The following is a 21787-nucleotide window of genomic DNA, read 5'->3' on the forward strand; positions in this document are numbered from 1 at the left end:
GTTGAATTCTCGTGACGCTCAGCTCATGACGCGGACGCTGCCCGCCGGAATCTCCGTCACCGTGCGGGTTCCGGCGTCTAGCGCCAACCTGGGCCCGGGTTTCGATTCCCTCGGAATCGCTTTGGGGCTGTACGACGAGATCACGGTGTCCACCACCGACTCCGGGCTGACCATCAGGGTGGAGGGCGAGGGCGCCGACGATGTGCCCTGGGGCCCTTCGCATCTGGTGGTGCGCGCCGTCGAGCGCGGCCTGCAGGCCGCGGGCGTCTGGGCCGACGGCCTGGACGTGGTGTGCCGCAACGTGATTCCGCACTCGCGGGGCATGGGCTCGTCGGCGTCGGCCGCGGTGGGCGGCCTGGCGGCCGGGCGCGGGCTGGCCGCGAAATTCGATCCGGAGCTGGCCTACGGCGATGACGTGCTGGTCCAGCTGGCCGGTGAATTCGAAGGCCACCCGGATAATTCGTCCGCCAGCATCCTGGGCGGATTCGTGGTGTGCTGGACGGAAACCGACCGTTCGGCGGACGAAAACGGCAGTGCCGACGCGCATCACGCCCGCCTGTATCGCGCGGTGCGGCTGGAGCCGCATCCCTCGCTGCGGCCCGTGGTGCTCATTCCCGAGGAACGTTCCGCCACCGCGCACACCCGCGGCCTGCTCCCGGAGACGGTTCCGCACGTGGACGCGGCCTTCAATGCCAGCCGGTCAGCGCTCGCGGTGGTCGCCTTGACGCAGCGGCCCGACCTGCTGCTTCCCGCCACGGCCGACCGGCTACACCAGGGCTACCGCGCTTCGGCGCTGCCGCTCACCACCAAATGGGTGGAGCGGTTGCGCGCCGCGGGCATCGCCGCCACCGTGTCGGGCGCGGGCCCGACCGTGCTCGCCTTCGCGACCAGCGAATTCCCCGAAGAACTGCGCGAACTCGCAATCGCGGACGGCATGCGCGTTCTCGAGCCGGGCATCGCCGGCGGCGTCTCGGTGGATTGACAGCGCGCCTGCCTTGCCGATGCAAAAGGTGGGAGCTATCCTGAGCGAGTCCGTACATCGTGCGCGTCAGACGCCGGTGCTTCATCAGGGCAAATCGCTCCAGAGGCTCCTTGCTCAGGCTCGAGGCTTGAGGCTCGAAACTTGGGGGTAGCCAGTCAACTGGAATGATCTCTCCCACCTTGTGAGTTGGATGAGCACCAGCACTCGGTGGCGAAGCCCACGTGGTGGCAACCCCACCGGCCCGGCGGGACAGGCGATACGGCATCCGAGTCCGGCATGTGACCGGACTGCAGGAGGAACCCTCGAACAGGCACACGGCGGTCGAGGGAAGGAAAGGATTTCCGTGACAGATACGGACCTGCTCGCGACACCCGGGACGGATAGCGATTCAGCGTCCTCGGGTAGCCGCGAAAGTGACTCCGGACAGATTTCGAAGATGAGCGAACAAACTGACGTCGCACGATCGGGGCTGACTGGAATGTTGTTGCCGCAGTTGCGTGCGCTTGCGGGAGAGCTCGGTATCCGAGGTACTTCCGGGATGCGTAAGGGTGATCTCATCGCCGCTATCAAGGAGAACCAGGCCGGGGGCGCCAAGCCTGTTGCCGCGACCGGCGGCAAGCCCTCGCGGAACGCGAAGGCCAAGGCCGAGGAAGCGCCGAACGGCGGAGAGTCCGTGTCGGCCCCCGCGCGCGAGGTGAAGAAGGCCGCTGCTGTTGCCGACTCCGCTCCGGCCACGGCCGAGGTGAAGGCGGAGGCGAAGGCCGGCCACGCGGACAAGGTCGAAGCGCGCAAGGCCGACACCGAGTCGCGCCAAAACGCTTCGGAGACTCGCGAATCCAAGCGCGAGGAGGGCGAGAACGCCCGCGCCGAGGGCGGCGACGACAGCCGGGACGGTGGCCAGCGCGGCCGCGGTCGCCAGCGCCGGGGCCGCGAGCAGCGTGGCGCCGCCACCGCCGAGACCACCGCCGAGGCTCCCACCGCCGACAAGGGCGAGCAGGAGGGCGGCGAGCGCCGTCGCGATCGTGGCAGCCAGGGCGAGCGTCGCGACCAGGGCGAGCGTCGCGACCAGGGCGAGCGCAGCAGTCAGCGCAGCGACCAGGGCGAGCGCAACCAGCAGAGCCAGAACGGCGCCGGCCGCGGCAACCAGCGTGATGATCGCGGCGGTGACGACGAGGAAGGCGGCCGCGGCCGCCGGGGCCGTCGCTTCCGTGAGCGTCGTCGCGGGCGGGACCGCGAGGGCGGCGCCACCGGTGGCGAGGCCCGCGAGATGGAGATCCGCGAGGACGACGTCCTGCAGCCGGTCGCCGGCATCCTCGACGTGCTCGACAACTACGCGTTCGTCCGCACCTCCGGCTACCTGGCCGGCCCGAACGACGTGTACGTCTCGATGAACCTGGTCCGCAAGAACGGCCTGCGCCGCGGTGACGCCATCACCGGTGCGGTCCGCGCCCCGCGCGACGGCGATCAGAGCAACCAGCGGCAGAAGTTCGATCCGCTGGTGCGGTTGGACACGGTCAATGGCGCGGACATCGAAAGTGCCAAGCGCCGACCGGAATTCAACAAGCTGACCCCGCTGTACCCGAACCAGCGACTGCGGCTGGAGACCCAGCCGAACAAGCTGACCACGCGCATCATCGATCTGATCATGCCGATCGGTAAGGGTCAGCGCGCGCTGATCGTGTCCCCGCCCAAGGCGGGTAAGACCACGATCATGCAGGACATCGCGAACGCGATCTCGGTGAACAACCCCGAGTGCTACCTGATGGTGGTGCTGGTGGACGAGCGTCCCGAGGAAGTGACCGATATGCAGCGCTCGGTGCGCGGCGAGGTCATCGCCTCCACGTTCGACCGGCCGCCGAGCGACCACACCTCGGTCGCCGAGCTCGCCATCGAGCGCGCCAAGCGCCTGGTGGAGCAGGGCCAGGACGTCGTCGTGCTGCTCGACTCGATCACCCGATTGGGCCGTGCGTACAACAACTCGTCCCCGGCCTCGGGCCGAATCCTTTCCGGTGGTGTGGATTCCACCGCGCTGTACCCGCCCAAGCGGTTCCTCGGCGCGGCCCGCAATATCGAGAACGGCGGCTCGCTCACCATCATCGCCACCGCGATGGTGGAGACCGGTTCCACCGGTGACACGGTCATCTTCGAGGAGTTCAAGGGCACGGGTAACGCCGAGCTCAAGCTCGACCGCAAGATCGCCGAGCGCCGCGTGTTCCCGGCGGTCGACGTCAACCCGTCCGGCACCCGCCGCGACGATCTGCTGATGTCGCCCGACGAGGCCGCGGTCCTGCACAAGCTGCGCCGCGTGCTCTCCGGCCTGGATTCACATCAGGCCATCGACCTGCTGGTCGACCGGTTGAAGAAGACCAAGAGCAATGTCGAGTTCCTGATGACGGTCTCCAAGACCGCCCCGGGCGCACTCGACGAATGACGAAAACGAAACGGGGGCTCCGCACCGGCGGAGCCCCCGTTTTCGTTTCGAAAGCGCGACAACTGATTTCGTGCCGATGAGGGTAACTCGCCGGGTCCGTCCGAAACTCGAGGGGCTACGGACCGGCGGCTCAGGTCGGGACTCTCGCGGCACTCGGCCGTCCGCTGAAGTTTCGGGGAGGCGGGGGAGTAGAAGAACAGTCCGATCAGCGCGCCGCCGGCGATCATGAAGCCGAGAATGAGCGCGGTCACGGCACCGGACACGTCCGCTGCCGTGACCGCTGTGTAGGTGAGGGTGGCGTCCCCCCGCGGCGGGATGGGGGCCGGGTTCAGCGGTCCCACCGCGTTGCCGGACTCTCCGGGAGCCAACCACCAGCCCGCTACCGCCAGAAGCGTCAGTGTGACCAGGATCGCCCCCGCGACGACCTCCGCGCGCCGCCGGTCTGCCCTCCCGGCCTCGGCGTGCACGGTGACGGGGGACGGACCCCCGATCGTCGCGTCCTTCCTGGTCACTGCCGTCCTTCCGATGGTCACAGGACTCTCACCTGGACAAACTCTATGAACATGAGTGTTCGTATTCCCGAGTAGCGAGCTACTCAACTTCCAGCCTCACTGGAATACCCGGAATATGCGTGCCCGTAGTTTTATGGGGGAACGACCGGGAACAAACCGGCCCAACCACCTGTTCAGCACGGTGTCACCCCTCGTGACGACCACTCGCTCGCGGCACATATACTGTTCCGTCGGCAACCATGCCTAGTCGGTTCCGGTTCACGTCTCGCATCGCCAGGCGACCCGGAGCCTCTCGAAAGGACACCCATGAAGGCAGGAATTCACCCCACGTACGTGGACACCACGGTCGTGTGTGGCTGCGGCAACACCTTCCAGACCAAGAGCACCAAGGAGTCGGGCCAGATCACGGTCGAGGTCTGCTCCCAGTGCCACCCGTTCTACACGGGCAAGCAGAAGATTCTGGACACCGGTGGCCGCGTGGCTCGCTTCGAGGCCCGCTACGGCAAGCGCGACAAGGCTGCCAAGTAGCTGTCCCGCCGACGCCCGTCCCGCACCCCGCGGGCCGGGCGTCTGTGTTTAATTGCCTCCGCTTCGCTCCGGCAAGCCGCAGGGTGGTGGAGGCGGTCACGGCCCTGCAAGCTCGATTCTTCCCTCCTCCGCTCCTCCGCTTCGCTCCCCGCTCCGTCAGTCCAGAATCGAGCCGGGCCGCGAACCCTGGGCGGTTCCTCTCTCGCTGATACTCAGCTCAAAGTTCTCGAAGGAGCACACAGCCATGGCCGACAAGCAGGCGGCCCCATCCGCGGTCGATGACATCCTGGCTGAGTACGCGGGGCTGGAAACCCAGCTCGCCGACCCTTCGCTGCACAATGACCCGGGCGCGGCCCGTCGCGTCGGCAAGCGTTTCGCCGAGCTCGGCCCGATCATGGCCACCTACAACAGGCTGAAGACCGCGCGCGAGGATCTGGCCGCCGCCGAGGAGCTCGCGGCCGACGATTCGTCCTTCGCCGCTGAGGTCCCGGGCCTGCAGGAGGAGGTGGAGGAGCTGGACAAGCAGCTCACCGACCTGCTCGCGCCGCGCGACCCGCACGACTCCGACGATGTCATCCTCGAGGTGAAATCCGGTGAGGGCGGCGAGGAATCGGCGCTGTTCGCCTCCGATCTGGCCCGCATGTACCTGCGCTACGCGGAACGGCACGGCTGGAAGGTCGAGGTGCTCGGCGTCACCTACTCCGATCTGGACGGGTACAAGGACGCCAGCTTCTCCATCAAGAGCAAGGAAGCGACCCGCGACGGTGTGTGGTCCAAGCTCAAGTTCGAGGGCGGCGTGCACCGCGTGCAGCGTGTGCCGGTGACCGAATCCCAAGGGCGCATTCACACTTCGGCCGCGGGCGTACTGGTGTACCCGGAGCCCGACGAGGTCGAGGAAGTCGAAATCGACGAGAAGGACCTACGGATCGACGTCTACCGGTCCTCCGGCAAGGGCGGCCAGGGTGTCAACACCACCGACTCGGCCGTGCGCATCACCCACCTGCCCACCGGCCTGGTGGTGACCTGCCAGAACGAACGCTCGCAGCTGCAGAACAAGATTCGCGCCAAGCAGGTGCTGGCGGCGCGGCTGCAGGCCCTCGCCGAGGAACAGGCCGATGCCGACGCGGCCGCGGGCCGCGCCTCGCAGATCCGCACGGTGGACCGCTCCGAGCGCATCCGCACCTACAACTTCCCGGAGAACCGCATCGCCGATCACCGCATCGGTTTCAAGGCGCACAACCTGGACTCGGTGCTGGACGGCAACCTCGATGACCTGTTCAACGCCCTGGGCGAAGCCGACCGCGCCGCCCGCCTCGCCGCGGAATAAGCGGAATAACCGGCATACCATCACAGTCAGCGTTCGGCGGCCAGTATCGTCTCCCAACGTGACAACTGATTTCGTCGCGCCCGGGGTAACTCCTCGGGTACGTCCAGAATCGGTTCGGCACGCGACCGTCGGCACGGATGCATGGCGGTCGACGGCTCTTGGCCGTCCGCTGAAGGCTCGGAGAGGCGGGGGAGTGAAAGGCAGCGAACCGTGAGTCGTGTACCGTTGCGCCCCGCCGTCCGGGAGGCCGTCGAGATCCTGGTCGCGGCCGGGGTCCACAGCCCCCAGGCCGACGCGGAATACCTTGCGGCACATGTGCTGGGCGTCGATCGCGGGCGCCTCGCACTCATGCCCATGCTCACCCCCGACCAGCTGGAGGAGTACCGCAAGCTGGTCGCCAGACGGGCGGAACGCGTTCCGCTGCAGCACCTTACGGGCACCGCGGCGATGGGGGAGATCGACCTCGCGGTCGGCCCCGGCGTCTTCGTCCCGCGCCCGGAGACGGAGTTGCTGTTCGCCTGGGCGCTCGGTCAGCTCGAAGCCCTCGGCCACGAGCATCAGCCGATCGTGGTGGACCTGTGCACCGGCTCCGGCGCGCTGGCCCTGGCCATCGCCCACGCCCGCCCCGACGCCCAGGTGCACGCCGTCGAACTCGACACCGAGGCCCTGGCCTGGGCTCGCCGCAATGCGCTGCAACTGGCCGACGAGGGCGACACCCCGATCGACCTGCACGCCGGCGACGTCACCGACCCCGCCCTCCTCGAGCAGCTCAACGACCGAGTGGACGTGGTCGTCTGCAACCCGCCCTACATCCCCGAGGACGCCGAACTCGATCCCGAGGTGATCGACCATGACCCGCACCGCGCCCTCTTCGGCGGCCCCGACGGCCTGTCCGTCATCCGCCCCATGACCGCCACCATCGCCCGCCTCCTGCGCGAAGACGGCACGGTGGCAGTCGAACACGACGACACCAACGGCTCCGGCGTCGCCGCCCTCTTCGCCGCCCACGGCGGCTTCACCGACATCGTCGAACACCCCGACCTCGCCGGAAAGCCCCGCTTCGTCGTGGCCCGCCGCACCGCCGACTGACGGTTACTCGGGGCTGCCCTCGATCTCCACGCCGTGCCAGAACGCGACATGATCCTTGATCTTGCGCGCCAGCGGGCTCGGCTTCGGGTAGTACCAGGCCGCGTCGGGATTCTCCTTCCCGTCCACCGTGACCGAGTAATAGCTCGCAATGCCCTTCCATGGGCACACGGTGTGGTGAGAGCTCTCGCTGAAGAACTCCCGCTTCAACGACTCCACCGGAAAGTACTGATTCCCCTCGACCTCCACAGTCCGCGGAGCCTCGGCGATAACCGTCCCGTTCCAGATCGCACGCATCATGAGTCGTGCCTCCTTCGTTGCCCCGAGCCTACGTTCGCCCGGAGCCGCAAGGGCCCTTTCCAGCGCTTGCGGCCGTCGCACTCACCCGGCCGGCGTTCGGGCAGCCGGGGCTCCGACGCTTCGTCGAGGGTTCGGGGTCGGGGCTCCAACGCTCGGCCGGGGGATCAAGGCCCGGGCTCCAACGGCTCGTCGGGGGTTCGGGGGCGGAGCCCCCGGGATTCCCGGGCTCTCAGGGGCTTGCCCCTGAGAGCTATCGAGAGTTGATCCGTGCCAAGATGTCAGCCGTGAGTACCGTCTACGACTGTGCCGATCCCGACTCCCGCGCCGCCGGCCTGAGTGCCGCGCGCAGCACGCTGAAGTCCGGGCGATTGGCGGTCATTCCGACCGACACGCTCTACGGACTCGCTGCCGACGCGTTCGACAGTCAGGCGGTGAGCGCGCTGCTGGCCGCCAAGCGGCGCGGGCGGGACATGCCGGTGCCGGTGTTGGTCGGGTCGTGGAACACCATCGACGGACTGGTCTTCTCGGTGCGCCCGCAGGCCCGCGAGCTGATCCGCGCCTTCTGGCCGGGCGGGCTGAGTCTCGTTGTGCAGCAGGCTCCTTCGCTGGCCTGGGATCTGGGTGATGCGCGCGGCACGGTGATGCTGCGCATGCCGCTGCACCCGGTCGCGCTGGAGCTGCTGCGCGAGGTGGGTCCGCTGGCGGTGTCGAGCGCGAACGTCTCCGGGCAGCCGCCCGCCACCACGGTGGCGCAGGCGCAGGCGCAGCTGGGCGATCTGGTCGGGGTGTACCTCGACGGCGGACCGGCCGATCACGCGGTGGCGTCCACCATCGTCGATCTCACCGCCGACACCCCGCGCATTCTGCGCGAGGGCGCGGTGCCGGTCGACAAGGTCGCGGAGGTGCTCGGCATGTCGCCCGAGGAGCTCCGTCAGGTGGGCACGCGGTGACGGCCCGTTAAATGCTGCTGAGTCAGGGCGTATTCAGCCAGGGCGCGGTCGTCCCGCTGCGGGAGCTGCTGCTGGTGCTGCTCGTCGCCACGGTCATCGCCTACCTGACCACCGGTGGAATCCGGGTGCTGGCCATCGCCTTCGGCGCGGTCGCCATTCCGCGTGAGCGCGATGTGCACGTGAAGCCGATTCCGCGAATGGGCGGGCTGGGCATCTATCTGGGCCTGCTGGCGGCCGTGCTGTTCGCCCACCAGCTGCCCGCCCTGCGCCGCGGATTCGACTATCCCAAGGACATTCCGGCGGTGCTGGCCGCGGCCACGCTCATCGTGCTGGTCGGCATCATCGACGACCGCTGGGGCCTGGACTGGCTCACCAAGCTGGTCGGCCAGATCACCGCGGCGGGTGTGATGGCGGTGATGGGCCTGAGCTGGGTGGCCATCTACAACCCCTTCACCAACGAGACCGTGGTGCTCGATCCGCTCCAGGGCGGTCTGGTGACGGTGGGCATCACGGTGACGGTCGTGAATGCCATGAATTTCGTGGACGGCCTGGATGGTTTGGCCGCGGGCCTCGGTTTCATCGCGGCCGTCGCGGTCTTCGTGTTCACCGTGGGTTTGCTCTATGAGGTGGGCGGTTCCACCGACACCTATCCGCCCGCGTTGCTGGCCGCGGCGCTGGCCGGCGCGTGCCTGGGATTTCTGCCGCACAATTTCTCTCCGGCCCGCATTTTCATGGGCGATACCGGATCCATGCTCATCGGATTGATGCTGGCCGCGGTGTCCACCGGCGCTTCCGGTCGAATTCCGCTGCAGGGTTACGGCCCGCGCGACATCGTGGGTCTGCTGTCGCCGTTGTTGCTGGTGGGTGCGGTGATGTTCATTCCGGTACTCGATCTTGTTTTGGCGGTGGTCCGTCGTGTTCGCGCAGGTGTGAGTTTTTCCACCCCGGACAAAATGCATCTGCATCACCGTTTGCTGCAGATCGGGCATTCACAGCGCCGCGTGGTGCTGGTGATCTATCTGTGGGTGAGTGTGCTCGCATTCGGCGCGGTCGGGACCTCGCTGATCTCGGATCGGCGCATGGTGGTGCTGCTGTTCGCGGCCGGACTGGTTTTCGCGCTGATCGTCACCGCGGTGCCGTCCTGGCGGGAACTGAAGATCAACTCCGTCCGCAAACCGCCCCGCGATCGCGATCACGCCGCCGGGTAGAGTTGCTGAACGTGAGCACGCCTTCCGATCCCGGTCCCGACGCCCCGCTGCGCGCGGCACTGCGCTATGGCATCGCCGGTTTGGCTGTGCTGGTTGTGGTTTCGGCAATCCTCTCGACCGTCTTCGCGGGCCTGCCCGGCCTGTGGGGCGCGTTGATCGGCGCCGCCCTGGGTGGCGCCTTCATCCTCACCACCGCCGCGTCGGTGTTGTTCAGCGCGAAGATCGAATCCGGCCTGCAGGGCATCGTGCTGCTCGGCAGCTGGGTCGGAAAGCTGCTGCTGACAGTGATTGTCGTCGCAGTGCTCCAGCAGTACGACTTCTACAGCCGCGGCGCCCTGTTCTGCACCGTGGTCGCCGCGCTGCTCATTGTGCTGGGTGCGGAGACGTACGGTCTTCTGCGCCAACGGGTTCCGACCGTGCAGGTGGACCGCGACCTGTAGCCCGGGACCCCCGCGGCGACCTCGCGAAACAGCGTTCATCACGCGTTTCCGCGACCCCCTACGCATTGTCGTAGATAACTTGATAAACTCTTTACCTGTAGCCAACCGAATCAACAGGGGGGGTCACCTTAGACCCGCCTGAGAGCAGGTTATGCTTACAGCCGTACCGGACCCATAGGGTCACGGTTCTGCACCGTCGACGATGTCGCCGACGCGCGTACAGACGCCAGGGCGTGATGCCACAGCTGCTGACGAACTTCGAGCCGACCTGAGTCGACCCACCAGATCGTCAATGTCCGATCGAACCGCAGGAGAAAACTATCTCCTGCGGCCGACCACGGGAGAGAACGCTGAGCGTCACCATTTTGGCGGGCGAGTTCCACGCGCCGTCACTCAACGACTTCTTCCCTCCAGCAGTGCTGTTCGAGGGGACGCCTTTCGAGCTCGACCGTCTGATGCTGATTCGCATCCTCATGTCGGTCGTTCTCCTGGCCGTGATGTTCGCCGCTTTCCGTCGGCCGCAGCTGGTTCCGCGCGGACTGCAGAATGTCGCCGAATCCGGTCTGATGTTCGTCAAGGAGCAGATCTGCGACGAGGTGCTCGGCAAGGAATCCGGCAAGAAGTTCTTCCCGCTGATCGCGTCGATCTTCTTCACCGTGCTGTTCCTGAACGTCTCGGGTGTCATTCCGGGCCTGAACATCTCGTCGAACGCGCGGATCGGCATGCCCCTGGTGCTGGCGATCATCGCCTACGTCACCTTCAACTACGTAGGCATCAAGAAGTACGGCTTCCTGAAATACATGCGCTCGTCCATCGTGGTGCCGGATGTGCCGGTCGCGCTGCACGTGCTGCTGATCCCGATCGAGTTCATCTCGACCTTCGTGCTGCGCCCGTTCACGCTGACCGTCCGTCTTCTGGCGAACATGCTGGCAGGCCACATCATGTTGGTGCTGTTCTTCAGTGCCACCCAGTTCTTCCTGTTCGATGCCGTCTCCTGGATGAAGGTGTTCTCGCCGTTCTCGCTGCTCGCGGGCCTCGGCTTCACCCTCTTCGAGCTGCTGGTGGTTTTCCTGCAGGCGTACGTGTTCGCGCTGCTGACCGCTGTCTACATCGGTCTGGCGCAGCACGCCGACTCTCACTGACCGACTGCACCAACATCACAAACCTGCCTTCCACGCCGCCCGGCGGGTGGGCGACAGAAAGGGAATGAAACACACATGAGCACCCTCTCGTACCTGGCTGCTGAAGTTGCCGAGTCCAAGTCCAAGGGCTTCGGCGCCATCGGTTACGGCCTCGCTGCGATCGGCCCCGGTATCGGTGTTGGCATCGTCGTCGGTAAGGCCATCGAGGGCATCGCCCGTCAGCCCGAGCTGCAGGGCACCATCCGGACCAACATGTTCCTGGGTATCGCGTTCACCGAGGCCCTGGCTCTGATCGGTCTCGTCGCCGGCTTCATTTTCTGATTCCGGCCAAAGACTAGGAATCAACGATGAACAGCATGTATTTGGCCGCGGCGGCCGGGGAGGATATCAATCCCCTCGTCCCCAAGACCTATGACATTGTCTGGTCTGCGATCGTCTTCATCGTTATCGCCTTTGTCTTCGCCAAGTACGTCGTCCCGCGCCTGACCAAGGTGCTCGACGAGCGTTCCGAGAAGATCGAGGGCGGTATCGCCAAGGCCGAGGCCGCGCAGGCCGAGGCGCAGGCCACCCTGCAGCAGTACCAGGAGCAGCTGGCCGAGGCTCGCCTCGAGGCTGCCCGTATCCGTGAGGAAGCCCGCACCCAGGGTGCGGCCATCCTGTCGCAGATGCGTACCGATGCGCAGGCCGAGGCCGACCGCATCGTGGCCGCCGGTCACTCGCAGCTGGAGGCACAGCGCCAGCAGATCGTGACCGAGCTGCGGTCCGAGCTGGGCCGTACCGCGGTCGACCTGGCCGAGAAGATCATCGGTCAGTCGGTGGCCGACGAGGCCAAGCAGTCGGCGTCGATCGACCGGTTCCTGGCGGAACTGGACGCGAACGCCGGCATCGGGGTCGGAAGGTAACGACGCGAAAGTGGGAAGCATGTACGCAGCGAGCCGCGAGGCGAGTTCCCGTGCGCGGGAAGCTCTTCGGGCCGCTCTGACCGGTAGCGACACCGTCGCGGCTACTACGGGGTCGGAACTGTTCGCCGTTGTCGCCGTCCTCGACGACCAGCGTTCGCTGCGTGTGGCGCTCGCGGATAAGTCGGTGTCGAGTTCGGCGCGCGCCGAGCTGGCCGAACGCGTCTTCGGCGGCAAGATCAGCGGCACCACCCTGGCCGTGCTGACCACGGCGGTGGCCCAGGACTGGTCGCGGGCCCGCGATCTGGTCGACACGCTGGTCCTGCTCGGCCGCGAAGCGCTGCTGCGCGCCGCGGACGAGCGTGGCCGTCTGGACGCGGTCGAGGATGAGCTGTTCCGGCTGGCCCGGATCATCGACGACAACCCGGACCTGGAGCAGGCGCTGCAGGACCACGGCAAGCCGGCGGAAGCCAAGCTCGCCCTGGTGCAGCGTCTGCTCGCGGGCAAGGTCGAGGACATCACCCTGCAGCTGGCCGAGCAGGCCGTGCTGCGTCACAAGGGCGATGCCGGTGCGGCCATCGACGAGCTGTCCGACCTGGCGGCTTCGCTCCGGGAGCAGATCGTGGCGCACGTCCGTGCCGCGGTGGCCCTGACGCCGCAGCAGCGCGAGCACCTGGCGGCTTCGCTGCAGCGCATCTACGACAAGCCCGTCACGGTGCACGTGCAGGAGGACCCGAGCCTGCTGGCCGGCGTCGTCGTGCGCGTGGGCGACGACCTGATCGACGGCAGCGCCGTCGGCCGCCTCCAGCGCTTGCGTCAGTCTCTCGCTTAGAGACGAACGCCCAACGGCGCAGTATTGCCGGCTCGCCGGCGAGGCACTTACACACCGACATTCGAGACCACAGCGAGAGCAGGAAGAACATGGCGGAGCTGACGATCTCCCCCGATGAGATCCGTAGCGCGATCGAGAGCTACACCCAGAGCTACACCCCCGAGACCTCCATCGAAGAGGTCGGTGTCGTCACCGACACCGGCGACGGTATTGCCCACATCAGCGGCCTGCCGTCCGCGATGGCCAACGAGCTGCTGGAGTTCCCGGGCGGCGTCCTCGGCGTGGCGCTGAACCTGGAGGACACCGCGATCGGTGCCGTCATCCTGGGTGAGTTCGACACCATCGAAGAGGGCCAGCAGGTCCGCCGCACCGGCGACGTGCTCTCGGTTCCCGTGGGCGACAAGTTCCTCGGCCGCGTCATCGACCCGCTGGGCGCGCCGATCGACGGCCTGGGCGAGATCGAGGCCGACGAGCGCCGCGTGCTCGAGCTGCAGGCCGCGACCGTGCTGGAGCGTCAGCCGGTCGGTGAGCCCATGGCCACCGGCATCACCGCCATCGACGCCCTGACCGCCATCGGCCGCGGCCAGCGTCAGCTCATCATCGGCGACCGCAAGACCGGCAAGACCGCGGTCTGCATCGACGCCATCATCAACCAGAAGGCCAACTGGGCCACCGGCGATCCGTCGAAGCAGGTGCGCTGCATCTACGTCGCGATCGGCCAGAAGGGCTCCACCATCGCGGGTGTGAAGTCCGCGCTCGAGGCGCACGGCGCGATGGAGTACACCACCATCGTCGCGGCGCCCGCGTCGGACTCCGCCGGCTTCAAGTGGCTGGCCCCCTACACCGGTTCGGCCCTCGGCCAGCACTGGATGTACCAGGGCAAGCACGTCCTGATCGTGTTCGACGACCTGTCCAAGCAGGCCGAGGCCTACCGCGCCATCTCGCTGCTGCTGCGTCGCCCGCCGGGCCGCGAGGCGTACCCGGGTGACGTCTTCTACCTGCACTCGCGTCTGCTGGAGCGTTGCGCGAAGCTGTCCGACGCGCTGGGCGCGGGCTCGATGACCGGTCTGCCGATCATCGAGACCAAGGCCAACGACGTCTCGGCGTTCATCCCGACCAACGTCATCTCCATCACCGACGGCCAGGTGTTCCTGGAGTCGGACCTCTTCAACAAGGGTGTCCGCCCGGCCATCAACGTCGGTATCTCGGTGTCCCGAGTCGGTGGTGCCGCGCAGACCAAGGCCATGAAGAAGGTCTCCGGTTCGCTGCGTCTGGAGCTGGCCTCCTACCGTGAGCTCGAGGCGTTCTCCGCCTTCGCCTCCGACCTGGATGCCGCCTCGCTGGCCCAGCTGGAGCGTGGCGCGCGCTGGGTCGAGCTGCTCAAGCAGGACCAGTACGCCCCGGTTTCGGTTGAGGACCAGGTCGTTTCGCTGTTCCTGGTGGACGGCGGCTACTACGACTCGGTCCCGGTCGGCGACATCCGCCGCTTCAACGCCGAGCTGCTGGAGAGCCTGCACGCCACCGTGCAGTCCTCCTTCGACGCCCTGCAGGGCGGCGCCAAGGTGATCGAGGGCGAGGCCGCCGACGCCATCAAGGCCGCGACCGACAAGTTCAAGCAGGGCTTCCTGGCGTCCGACGGCACCCGCGTCGTCGAGGCCGAGGCCGGCCAGCTGGACCACGAAGAGGTCGAGTCTCTTTCCGTCACCCGCAAGCACGTCGAGAAGTAATCGAGACGAGCACATGCGAATGACCGAATCGACGAATGAAGGGAGTGTGAACCGCTAATGCCAAGCGTGCGTGAACTTCGCTCCCGTATTCGTTCCGTGAGCTCGATCAAGAAGATCACCAAGGCGCAGGAACTGATCGCGACCTCGCGAATCAGCAAGGCACAGGCCCGCGTTGCCGCCGCCAAGCCCTACGCGGAGGAGATCACCAAGGTGCTCGCCGAATTGGCGAGCGCCAGTGGGAATCTCAATCACCCGCTGCTCACCGAGCGTGAGAACCCGCGCCGCGCAGCGGTTCTGGTCATCACCTCCGACCGCGGTATGTGCGGTGGCTACAACTCCAACGTGCTCAAGCGCGCCGAGGAGCTCATGACCACGCTGCGCACCGAGGGCAAGGAGCCGGTGCTGTACGTGATGGGCGCGAAGGGCCTGACGTACTACACCTTCCGCCGTCGCACCGTGAACGGTTCCTGGCTGGGCTTCTCCCAGCAGCCGAACTACGTGGACGCGTCCGCCGCGTGCAACCACCTGGTCGAGGCGTTCATGGCCGGATCCGACGGTGAGGTGGCGTCCCCGAGCGGGGCCGGCACCATGGCCGGCGTCGACGAACTGCACATCGTCTACACGCGTTTCGTGTCGATGCTGTCGCAGCAGCCGGAGGTGCGTCGCCTGGCGCCGATCCAGGTGACGTTCGTGGACGAGAACTTCGAGATCGGTCCGGACAGCTTCACCGACGGAATCTCGGAGCCGGTCGCCCAGTACGAGTTCGAGCCGGACGCGGATCGCCTGCTGGGCGCGCTGCTGCCGAAGTATGTCAACACTCGGATCTACTCGTCGCTGCTCGAGGCGGCGGCATCGGAGTCGGCTGCGCGCCGCACCGCCATGAAGGCCGCGACGGACAACGCCACGGATCTGGTCAACTCGCTGACCCGGACCGCGAACTCGTTGCGCCAGGCACAGATTACGCAGGAAATCACGGAAATCGTCGGTGGCGCCAACGCGCTGGCGTCGAGCTCGGACCGCGACTAAGGCCCAGGAAGAGAACCAATGACCGCAGCTACTGAAACCCGGGTCGGCACAGGCCGTGTCGCCCGCGTCATCGGACCCGTCGTGGACGTCGAGTTCCCGCGCGGTTCCATTCCCGACCTGTACAACGCCCTGAACGTGGACATCGCGCTCGCGTCCGTGGCCAAGACCCTGACCCTCGAGGTCGCGCAGCACCTGGGCGACAACATCGTTCGCACCATCTCGATGCAGCCGACCGACGGTCTGATCCGTGGCGCCGAGGTGCGCGACACCGGAAAGCCGATCTCGGTGCCCGTCGGTGACGTCGTCAAGGGCCACGTGTTCAACGCGCTCGGCGACTGCCTCGACACCCCCGGCCTGGGCCGTGACGGCGAGCAGTGGGGCATCCACCGCCAGCCGCCCGCCTTCGACCAGCTCGAGGGCAAGACCGAGATCCTGGAGACGGGCATCAAGGTCATCGACCTGCTCACCCCCTACGTGAAGGGTGGCAAGATCGGTCTGTTCGGTGGTGCCGGTGTCGGCAAGACCGTTCTGATCCAGGAGATGATCACCCGTATCGCGCGTGAGTTCTCCGGTACGTCCGTGTTCGCGGGCGTCGGTGAGCGCACCCGTGAGGGCACCGACCTGCACCTGGAAATGGAAGAGATGGGCGTCCTCCAGGACACCGCCCTCGTCTTCGGCCAGATGGACGAGCCGCCGGGGACGCGTATGCGCGTCGCCCTCTCGGCCCTGACCATGGCCGAGTACTTCCGCGACGTGCAGAACCAGGACGTTCTGCTGTTCATCGACAACATCTTCCGCTTCACCCAGGCCGGTTCCGAGGTCTCGACCCTGCTGGGTCGTATGCCTTCGGCCGTCGGTTACCAGCCGACCCTGGCGGACGAGATGGGTCAGCTGCAGGAGCGCATCACCTCGACCCGTGGCCGCTCGATCACCTCGATGCAGGCGATCTACGTGCCCGCGGACGACTACACCGACCCCGCGCCGGCCACCACCTTCGCGCACCTGGACGCCACCACCGAGCTGTCGCGTCCGATTTCGCAGAAGGGCATCTACCCGGCCGTCGACCCGCTGTCGTCGACCTCGCGAATCCTCGAGGCCTCGATCGTCGGCGAGCGTCACTTCCGGGTGGCCAACGAGGTCAAGCGAATCCTGCAGAAGTACAAGGAACTCCAGGACATCATCGCGATTCTGGGTATGGACGAGCTCTCCGAAGAGGACAAGGTCCTCGTCGGTCGCGCCCGTCGCCTGGAGAAGTTCCTGGGCCAGAACTTCATCGTGGCCGAGAAGTTCACCGGCCAGGAGGGTTCCGTCGTGCCGCTGGAGCAGACCATCGACGACTTCGATCGGGTCTGCAAGGGCGAGTTCGACCACCTGCCGGAGCAGGCGTTCAACTCCTGCGGTGGCCTGGACGACGTCGAGGCTGCTGCGAAGAAGATCGCCGGGAAGTAGTCCACCATGGCGGATATGTCAGTTGATCTGGTCGCCGTCGAGCGGCTGCTCTGGTCGGGCCGGGCGAAGTTCGTCTCGGCTCAGACCACGGAGGGTGAGATCGGCATCCTGGCCGGCCACGAACCGCTGCTCGGGCAGCTGGTCGAGGCCGGCACCGTGACCATCGTGTCCGACGACGACGAGCGTGTGGTCGTGGCCGTGCACGGCGGGTTCTTCTCGGTCACCGCCACTTCGGTGCGCGTGCTGGCCGAATCCGCCGATTTCGCCTTCGATATCGACGAGGCGGCCGCCAAGGCCGTTGTCGCCGACCCGGATGCGAGCCCGGCCGCGCTGACCAAGGCACAGGGCCAGCTGCGGGCGGTCGAGAAGGCGGCGTCTGCCTAGCCTTCCGGCGCTGAAACCGAGAGCGGCGGTCCCAGGGAAAAACCCTGGGGCCGCCGCTTTTTCGCATTCACACCGACCCACCCTCGCGCCCGGCACCGGCCGCGCGCGAGGGTGTCGTTCTCACCGGAAGGTGAGGATGGGCTTGATCGTGGTGCCGTGGTGGGCGTCCGCGACCGCGGTGTCGATATCGGTGAAGGCGTAGGTCTTGCTGATCTTCTCGATCGGGAACTTGCCTTCGGCATGCCACTGCAGCAGTTGCGGGATGAATTGCTGCGGATCGCCACTGCCCTCGATGCAGCCCCGGACGGCCTTGCCGTTGCCGGTGAGGTGGCCGATTTCGAGGTCCATGCTGGCCTCGCCCAGCCCGACGAGCACGAGAGTGCCCATGGGGGCCAACGCCTCCAGGCCCTTGGCGATGACGGCATTGAGGGCGGTCGTGTCGAGCGCGAAGTTCGCACCGCCGTTGGTCGCCGCGACGATCTGCGCCACCACGTCCTCGGCCGCGCCGTCGATGGTGACGTCCGCGCCGAGCTCCTTGGCCACGGCCAGCCGATCGGCGGAAAGGTCAATGGCGACAATGGTTCCCACGCCGATGGCACGGGCCGCCATGAGTGCCGCCATCCCGACGCCGCCGACGCCGAAGATGGCCAGCGAGTCGTTCGGCCCCGGCTTCATCACATTGGCGACCGCGCCCGCGCCGGTCTGCACACCGCACCCGAACGGGGAGGTGGCCACCAGGTCCACGTCCTTGTCGACCACCACGACACTGCGCGCCGGCACCAGTGCGTGGGTGGCGAAACTCGATTGCCCGAAGAACGCGCCCATCACGCGTTCGCCATTGCTGCTCAGCGGCGAGGTGAAATCCGCGCGTCCGCCCGAGGTGTTCAGAATGACGAAATTCTCGCAATAAGGCGGAAGCCCGTTGGTGCATCGCGAACAGGTTCCGCAACTGGCATAGGTGAGCAGCACATGGTCGCCGACTTCGATGCCGGTTACCTCCGAGCCAATCTGCTCGACGATCCCGGCGCCCTCGTGTCCGAGCACGATCGGCAAATCGGCGGGAAACACGCCCTTGGTGACCAGGTCGGTGTGGCAGACCCCGGACGCGACGATGCGCACCAGCACCTCGCCCGGTCGCGGTTCCTCCAGGGTGAGGGCCTCCATCGAGAACGGCACGTCCGCTCCCCGGGCCACCGCAGCGGTAATTTCCATGGAATCTCCTTCCAAGACATCCCAATTGTCCGGAGCATAAGAACGTGTTCCAGTTTACGGCCATCGTCGATCCCGCTCAGCGGGTCGCACGTAAGGCTCTTGCCGCCGGGAGCTGGTAAGCGGCCGAGGTTTCCGGATGCCTTGTGCCGTAATTGAGACCTTGGTTACTCAACGTGTCCAAATGCATTCACTGGTCCACGGATGTGATCTGAAACCTTCGGCAAAGTGTTGGCTATTCGGACACTTTCGACCTTCCCGTCACGATGCATACCGGCTGTGTGATCGGCTGCCAGGTGGATATCGGCGGAATGAACTGCGGCGTCAGCGGCGGGTAGACGACCGGCATGACGCAGGTGACTCGGAACAATCTGCTCGGCGCCATCGCCACAATCTGCTCGGCGACATTGCCCTGACCTCAGGGCTGCCCTAGGGGCTACAACAAGGTTCCCGGCCCGCACGCCGGCGTCAGCTGGACGGACGAGACCTTGGCGGTGAACGGGTGCGGCGGTTACGCCCAGGTGCGCTCGTTCGTGTAGGTCGAGGTCGACAGCTCGACCTACATCGGAAACCTGGTGCTTTTACGGCGAGCCGTTCACCATGGGCCGATATATCTTCTGCACCCTGCTGATCAGCGCATACGTCACATTCGGTGGATGGCCGGACTTCGCCTTTCCGCGGTCGCTACTATCGACCGATAGCGGGGCCCGGCCGTCGGCCGGTCAGTGATCGACAGCAACGCGGATGTGAAGGGACGGAGCGGCATTGCAAACCGGGATGTGGCTTCTGATCATTCTGGTGTTGCTGCTTGTCGGCCTGGCCCTGGCCTCGACGTATCGCCTGGTGATGCTGCGCCGCGGCGGAACGGCCGCCCTGCTGCGCGTGCTGCCCGCGCGTGGCCACGGCGGGGGCTGGCGGCACGGCCTGATCCGTTACGACGAGGACACGCTCCTCTTCTACAAACTCTCCAGCCTCAAGCTCGGCCCGGATTCCACCATGCGCCGGCTCGCCATCGAGGTGGGTCCGCGGCGGTCCCCGCAGGACGACGAGTACGACATCATGACCGACGAGGTCATCGTCCAGGTCTCCGACGGTGACGGCAGCTACGAGCTGGCACTCGATCGCGGCGCTATGGCCGCCTTCCTCTCCTGGGTGGAATCCCGCCCCTCCGAGCGAATTCGCCGCCGCCGCGCCGGATAGTGTGACCCTGTGAGCGTTCACTTGACGCGGATCTACACGCGTACCGGCGACGACGGCACCACGGGGCTGAGCGATTTCTCGCGGGTGGCCAAGACCGACCCGCGGCTGATCGCCTATGCCGACTGTGACGAAACCAATGCCGCACTGGGTGTCGCCATCGCGCTCGGGCAGCCGGACGAGCGGATGCTCGGTGTGCTGCGTTCCATACAGAACGATTTGTTCGACGCCGGCGCGGACCTGTCCACGCCCGTTGTCGCGGAGCCCAAGTACCCGCCGCTGCGCATCACCCAGGTCTACATCGACCGCCTCGAGAAGTGGTGCGACGAGTTCAATGAGCCTCTGGCACCGTTGAATTCGTTCATCCTGCCCGGCGGCACACCGCTGGCGGCACTGCTGCACACCGCCCGCACCGTGGCGCGACGCGCCGAGCGGTCGGCGTGGGCCGCGGTCGCGGCGCACCCGGACGACACGAACGCGCTGCCCGCCAAATACCTCAACCGCCTGTCCGACCTGCTGTTCATCCTCGGCCGGGTCGCCAACCCGGACGGCGACATACTCTGGCGGCCGGGCGGAGACGCCGCGAGCGCGAGAGAGGACCACTAGGCTGACCCCCGTGAGTGAACGGTTTCTGGTGACCGGGGGCAGCAGGCTCGTCGGTGAGGTCGCGGTAGGCGGCGCGAAGAACAGCGTCCTCAAGCTGATGGCCGCTGCGTTGCTGGCCGAGGGGACGACCACCATCACGAACTGCCCGGACATCCTCGACGTGCCGCTCATGGCCGAGGTGCTGCGCGGTCTCGGATGTGACGTCACCGTCGACCACGAAACCGTGACCATCGCGACGCCGCCGGAACCGAAATACCACGCGGACTTCCCGGCCGTCACCCAGTTCCGTGCCTCGGTCTGCGTACTGGGTCCGCTGATGGCGCGCTGCAAGCGGGCCGTGGTGGCGCTCCCGGGCGGTGACGCCATCGGTTCGCGCCCGCTGGATATGCATCAGGCCGGTCTGCGACTGCTGGGCGCGACCTCCGAGATCGAGCACGGCTGCCTGGTGGCGCGCGCGGAGGAGCTGCAGGGCGCCCGGATTCGCCTGGACTTCCCGTCGGTCGGCGCGACCGAGAACATCCTGATGGCCGCGGTGCTCGCCGAGGGGGAGACGGTCATCGACAATGCCGCGCGTGAACCGGAGATCGTGGATCTCTGCAACATGCTGGCGCGGATGGGCGCGAAGATCTCCGGCGCGGGCACCTCGGTGCTGACCATCGAGGGCGTGGACAAGCTCTCGCCGACCACCCACCGGGTGATCGGCGACCGCATCGTCGCCGCGACCTGGGGCATCGCCGCCGCCATGACCACCGGCGACGTGCGGGTGACCGGCATCAACCCCAAGCATCTGTCCCTGGTGCTGGACAAGCTGCGCTCCGCGGGCGCGCGAATCTCGTTCGAACCGGATGGTTTTCGTGTGGTGCAGGCGGATCGCCCTCGCGCCGTGAACTTCTCGACCCTGCCGTTCCCCGGGTTCCCCACCGATCTGCAGCCGATGGCCATCGGCCTGGCCGCGATCGCCGACGGCACCTCGATGATCACCGAGAACATTTTCGAAGCGCGCTTCCGCTTCGTCGAAGAGATGATCCGCCTGGGCGCGGATGCCCGCACCGACGGGCATCACGCTGTGGTGCGCGGGATTCCGCGATTGTCCTCGGCGCCGGTGTGGTCCTCGGACATTCGCGCCGGCGCGGGTCTCGTGCTCGCGGGTCTGGTCGCCGACGGTGTCACCGAGGTCCACGATGTCTTCCACATCGACCGTGGCTACCCGGATTTCGTGGAGAACCTGCGGTCGCTGGGAGCCCGGATCGAACGGGTCGGAACCGCGGACTGAACAGCCGGTGTCGGGACGGGTTCGCGAAAACCCGTCCTGAACAGGCGATTTGACATGCGAACAACCAACACGTAACTTATTCCAGGTCAGAGCGACACGGACACCGACTCCGGTGAGACGAGCTTCGCCTGATGATCACACTAGCTCCCAGCCAACCAGCGGATTTGGTTCTGCTGCGCGGACGGGGCTAAGCTGTAAAAGTTGCCTCACGATCGAGCGGGACCAAGAGCCCGGGAGATCGTTTGTGCGTGTGTTCTTTGAGAACTCAATAGTGTGTCG

Annotated in this window: 21 protein-coding genes and 1 pseudogene; 20 read left to right on the forward strand and 2 right to left on the reverse strand. The window is 66.7% G+C overall.

Annotated elements, in window-relative coordinates; all coding sequences use genetic code 11:
- Window positions 1-25: 25 nt before the first annotated feature.
- From thrB to prmC, 5 genes are all read left to right on the forward strand, one after another.
- Window positions 26-982: a homoserine kinase gene (gene thrB, locus ACFXN1_RS32190; protein ID WP_379390888.1), complete on the forward strand. Its 957-nt coding sequence runs from the start codon at window positions 26-28 to the stop codon at window positions 980-982.
- Window positions 983-1325: 343 nt separating this feature from the next.
- A complete protein-coding gene (gene rho, locus ACFXN1_RS32195; RefSeq protein ID WP_379444138.1) occupies window positions 1326-3413 on the forward strand; it encodes a transcription termination factor Rho in 2088 nt (695 codons plus the stop codon).
- 818 nt (window positions 3414-4231) lie between these two features.
- Window positions 4232-4453: a 50S ribosomal protein L31 gene (gene rpmE / locus ACFXN1_RS32200; RefSeq protein WP_040856062.1), complete on the forward strand. Its 222-nt coding sequence runs from the start codon at window positions 4232-4234 to the stop codon at window positions 4451-4453.
- A gap of 244 nt (window positions 4454-4697) precedes the next feature.
- Window positions 4698-5780 (forward strand): peptide chain release factor 1, encoded by a 1083-nt coding sequence (gene prfA, locus ACFXN1_RS32205; protein WP_379444139.1) that lies wholly within the window; start codon window positions 4698-4700, stop codon window positions 5778-5780.
- A gap of 210 nt (window positions 5781-5990) precedes the next feature.
- On the forward strand, window positions 5991-6869 hold the full coding sequence (gene prmC, locus ACFXN1_RS32210) for a peptide chain release factor N(5)-glutamine methyltransferase (protein WP_379444141.1): 879 nt from the start codon (window positions 5991-5993) through the stop codon (window positions 6867-6869).
- A gap of 3 nt (window positions 6870-6872) precedes the next feature.
- Here the strand turns inward: prmC and ACFXN1_RS32215 are convergent, their stop codons facing one another.
- Entirely contained in the window at window positions 6873-7166 is a 294-nt protein-coding gene (locus ACFXN1_RS32215) for a DUF427 domain-containing protein (RefSeq protein ID WP_379390897.1), read from the reverse strand.
- A 284-nt stretch (window positions 7167-7450) separates the two neighbouring features.
- Between ACFXN1_RS32215 and ACFXN1_RS32220 the strand changes: the two genes are divergently transcribed.
- The 11 genes from ACFXN1_RS32220 to ACFXN1_RS32270 all read left to right on the forward strand — a co-directional run bounded on the left by ACFXN1_RS32220 (window position 7451) and on the right by ACFXN1_RS32270 (window position 17223).
- A complete protein-coding gene (locus tag ACFXN1_RS32220; RefSeq protein ID WP_379402843.1) occupies window positions 7451-8116 on the forward strand; it encodes an L-threonylcarbamoyladenylate synthase in 666 nt (221 codons plus the stop codon).
- A gap of 11 nt (window positions 8117-8127) precedes the next feature.
- Entirely contained in the window at window positions 8128-9324 is a 1197-nt protein-coding gene (locus ACFXN1_RS32225; protein WP_354849539.1) for an MraY family glycosyltransferase, read from the forward strand.
- A gap of 11 nt (window positions 9325-9335) precedes the next feature.
- Window positions 9336-9764, forward strand: a complete 429-nt coding sequence (locus ACFXN1_RS32230) for a hypothetical protein (RefSeq protein WP_379402842.1) — start codon at window positions 9336-9338, stop codon at window positions 9762-9764.
- 416 nt (window positions 9765-10180) lie between these two features.
- Window positions 10181-10906: a F0F1 ATP synthase subunit A gene (gene atpB, locus ACFXN1_RS32235; RefSeq protein WP_379402894.1), complete on the forward strand. Its 726-nt coding sequence runs from the start codon at window positions 10181-10183 to the stop codon at window positions 10904-10906.
- Between the two features lie 75 nt (window positions 10907-10981).
- The gene (locus ACFXN1_RS32240) at window positions 10982-11227 is read left to right on the forward strand and encodes an ATP synthase F0 subunit C (protein WP_040856073.1); all 246 of its coding nucleotides are present in this window, start codon (window positions 10982-10984) and stop codon (window positions 11225-11227) included.
- Window positions 11228-11253: 26 nt separating this feature from the next.
- Complete coding sequence (locus ACFXN1_RS32245) at window positions 11254-11808, forward strand: F0F1 ATP synthase subunit B (RefSeq protein ID WP_379402841.1); 555 nt, start codon at window positions 11254-11256, stop codon at window positions 11806-11808.
- Window positions 11809-11827: 19 nt separating this feature from the next.
- Window positions 11828-12637: a F0F1 ATP synthase subunit delta gene (locus ACFXN1_RS32250; protein WP_354849546.1), complete on the forward strand. Its 810-nt coding sequence runs from the start codon at window positions 11828-11830 to the stop codon at window positions 12635-12637.
- Between the two features lie 89 nt (window positions 12638-12726).
- Window positions 12727-14364: a F0F1 ATP synthase subunit alpha gene (atpA, locus tag ACFXN1_RS32255; RefSeq protein ID WP_379402839.1), complete on the forward strand. Its 1638-nt coding sequence runs from the start codon at window positions 12727-12729 to the stop codon at window positions 14362-14364.
- A gap of 57 nt (window positions 14365-14421) precedes the next feature.
- Window positions 14422-15390, forward strand: coding sequence for a F0F1 ATP synthase subunit gamma (locus ACFXN1_RS32260; RefSeq protein ID WP_379402838.1), 969 nt, complete (start codon window positions 14422-14424; stop codon window positions 15388-15390).
- A gap of 18 nt (window positions 15391-15408) precedes the next feature.
- Window positions 15409-16839, forward strand: a complete 1431-nt coding sequence (gene atpD, locus ACFXN1_RS32265; protein WP_157388301.1) for a F0F1 ATP synthase subunit beta — start codon at window positions 15409-15411, stop codon at window positions 16837-16839.
- A 6-nt stretch (window positions 16840-16845) separates the two neighbouring features.
- Window positions 16846-17223: a F0F1 ATP synthase subunit epsilon gene (locus ACFXN1_RS32270; RefSeq protein WP_379390912.1), complete on the forward strand. Its 378-nt coding sequence runs from the start codon at window positions 16846-16848 to the stop codon at window positions 17221-17223.
- Between the two features lie 120 nt (window positions 17224-17343).
- Here the strand turns inward: ACFXN1_RS32270 and ACFXN1_RS32275 are convergent, their stop codons facing one another.
- Window positions 17344-18435, reverse strand: coding sequence for an NAD(P)-dependent alcohol dehydrogenase (locus tag ACFXN1_RS32275; protein WP_379444142.1), 1092 nt, complete (start codon window positions 18433-18435; stop codon window positions 17344-17346).
- Between the two features lie 443 nt (window positions 18436-18878).
- On the opposite strand from ACFXN1_RS32275, the pseudogene ACFXN1_RS32280 reads away from it, so the two are divergent.
- The 4 genes and pseudogenes from ACFXN1_RS32280 to murA all read left to right on the forward strand — a co-directional run.
- A pseudogene (locus ACFXN1_RS32280) lies at window positions 18879-18971 on the forward strand (MspA family porin); the annotation flags it as partial.
- A gap of 238 nt (window positions 18972-19209) precedes the next feature.
- Window positions 19210-19632 (forward strand): DUF2550 domain-containing protein, encoded by a 423-nt coding sequence (locus ACFXN1_RS32285; protein WP_354849582.1) that lies wholly within the window; start codon window positions 19210-19212, stop codon window positions 19630-19632.
- 9 nt (window positions 19633-19641) lie between these two features.
- Window positions 19642-20235, forward strand: coding sequence for a cob(I)yrinic acid a,c-diamide adenosyltransferase (locus ACFXN1_RS32290; RefSeq protein ID WP_354849562.1), 594 nt, complete (start codon window positions 19642-19644; stop codon window positions 20233-20235).
- A gap of 10 nt (window positions 20236-20245) precedes the next feature.
- Window positions 20246-21508 carry a UDP-N-acetylglucosamine 1-carboxyvinyltransferase gene (murA, locus tag ACFXN1_RS32295; protein ID WP_364623179.1) on the forward strand — a complete coding sequence of 421 codons (1263 nt, stop codon included), beginning with the start codon at window positions 20246-20248 and terminating at the stop codon, window positions 21506-21508.
- Window positions 21509-21787 lie beyond the last annotated feature (279 nt).

Source organism: Nocardia sp. NPDC059154 (assembly GCF_042755705.1).
Classification (GTDB): Bacteria; Actinomycetota; Actinomycetes; order Mycobacteriales; family Mycobacteriaceae; genus Nocardia.

Coding starts and splice junctions, on each gene's coding strand:
- ACFXN1_RS32225 (WP_354849539.1), top strand. CDS start 8,128: ATGCTGCTGAGTCAGGGCGTATTCAGCCAGGGCGCGGTCGTCCCGCTG.
- atpA (WP_379402839.1), top strand. CDS start 12,727: ATGGCGGAGCTGACGATCTCCCCCGATGAGATCCGTAGCGCGATCGAG.
- ACFXN1_RS32250 (WP_354849546.1), top strand. CDS start 11,828: ATGTACGCAGCGAGCCGCGAGGCGAGTTCCCGTGCGCGGGAAGCTCTT.
- ACFXN1_RS32215 (WP_379390897.1), bottom strand. CDS start 7,166: ATGATGCGTGCGATCTGGAACGGGACGGTTATCGCCGAGGCTCCGCGG.
- ACFXN1_RS32260 (WP_379402838.1), top strand. CDS start 14,422: ATGCCAAGCGTGCGTGAACTTCGCTCCCGTATTCGTTCCGTGAGCTCG.
- ACFXN1_RS32275 (WP_379444142.1), bottom strand. CDS start 18,435: ATGGAAATTACCGCTGCGGTGGCCCGGGGAGCGGACGTGCCGTTCTCG.
- ACFXN1_RS32285 (WP_354849582.1), top strand. CDS start 19,210: ATGTGGCTTCTGATCATTCTGGTGTTGCTGCTTGTCGGCCTGGCCCTG.
- ACFXN1_RS32245 (WP_379402841.1), top strand. CDS start 11,254: ATGAACAGCATGTATTTGGCCGCGGCGGCCGGGGAGGATATCAATCCC.
- atpD (WP_157388301.1), top strand. CDS start 15,409: ATGACCGCAGCTACTGAAACCCGGGTCGGCACAGGCCGTGTCGCCCGC.
- thrB (WP_379390888.1), top strand. CDS start 26: ATGACGCGGACGCTGCCCGCCGGAATCTCCGTCACCGTGCGGGTTCCG.
- rpmE (WP_040856062.1), top strand. CDS start 4,232: ATGAAGGCAGGAATTCACCCCACGTACGTGGACACCACGGTCGTGTGT.
- ACFXN1_RS32240 (WP_040856073.1), top strand. CDS start 10,982: ATGAGCACCCTCTCGTACCTGGCTGCTGAAGTTGCCGAGTCCAAGTCC.
- ACFXN1_RS32270 (WP_379390912.1), top strand. CDS start 16,846: ATGGCGGATATGTCAGTTGATCTGGTCGCCGTCGAGCGGCTGCTCTGG.
- prfA (WP_379444139.1), top strand. CDS start 4,698: ATGGCCGACAAGCAGGCGGCCCCATCCGCGGTCGATGACATCCTGGCT.